The 988-nt window shown below is 60.7% G+C and carries 1 protein-coding gene; it reads right to left on the bottom strand.

What is annotated here, in order from left to right:
- Nucleotides 1–38: 38 nt before the first annotated feature.
- Nucleotides 39–935, bottom strand: a complete 897-nt coding sequence (locus FEM54_RS33125; RefSeq protein ID WP_138454344.1) for a LysR family transcriptional regulator — start codon at nucleotides 933–935, stop codon at nucleotides 39–41.
- Nucleotides 936–988: the final 53 nt, after the last annotated feature.

Here is a 988-nt window from a genome sequence, read left to right as displayed (position 1 = left end):
ACTGCCGACCATGCGCGTGGAGATACGCGTAACCGCGATTATTCCCTGACCCCAACCGTGCGGATCACCCACTCGGTAAAGACCTTGAGCCGCGCACTCTGATGACGGTTAGGTGGGTAGAGGATATGCAATGGCGTGGCCGGGCGCGACCAACCCGGCAGCACCTCAACCAACTGGCCGGTATCGAGGTAGTGCTGCACGATCGACTTAAAGTGCTGACCCACACCAAGGCCCGCGAGCAGCATTTCCTTGAGGCCGTTGCCTTCGTTAGTCGAAAAAGCGCAGTCGTTGACCTCGATACGTTGCTGGCCCTGCTCAAAAATCAGCGGCTCCGGCTTGCCCGACCCAGCAAAAAAATACCCGGCCCTGAGGTGGTTGTTTACAAGGTCTTCGGGCGAAACCGGCAAACCCCGGCGCGCCACGTAACTGGGTGCCGCACAGGTCAGGTATTCAAGGTCCGCCACCTTGCGCCCGATCATCGCCATGTCTTCCAGCTTGCCAGCACGGATCACGCAATCGGCGCCCTCCCCGACGATATTCACCGCACGGTCGCTGATGCCCAAGGCGATGGTGATATCGGGGTACTCACGATGAAAGTCCACCAACGCCGGAATCAACAGGCAATTGGCAAACGAGGCCGGTGCATCCACGCGCAGGTGCCCGCCGGGCTTGAGGATCTGCCCGCGTGCGGCGCTGTCCACTTCATCCAGCTCAGCCACCAGCCGTCGCGCATGGCGGTAATACTCCAGCCCTTCAAGCGTGGGCGCCAGGGCGCGGGTGGTTCGGTGCATCAGCTGGGTGCCCAGGTGTCTTTCCAGGTCAGTGATGAGTTTGCTGACGGTAGAGCGTGGCAGCGCCAACTGGTCGGATGCACGGCTGAATGAACCGGTATCGACAACACGGACGAAGGCGCGCATGGCCAGGAGCTGATTCATCGGGGTGGTCCACTGTGACTTAGTGAGCGAAGTTGTCGATCTTGACCTGGCCA

It is taken from the genome of Pseudomonas edaphica (genome assembly GCF_005863185.1).
Lineage (GTDB): Bacteria > Pseudomonadota > Gammaproteobacteria > Pseudomonadales > Pseudomonadaceae > Aquipseudomonas > Aquipseudomonas edaphica.
The sequence above is the reverse complement of the archived record's forward strand: the minus strand, read 5'-3'. Positions and strand labels throughout refer to the sequence as shown.

Bases quoted from the DNA above. Each gene is read 5' to 3' on its own strand.
- FEM54_RS33125 (WP_138454344.1), bottom strand. From the start codon at position 935: ATGAATCAGCTCCTGGCCATGCGCGCCTTCGTCCGTGTTGTCGATACC.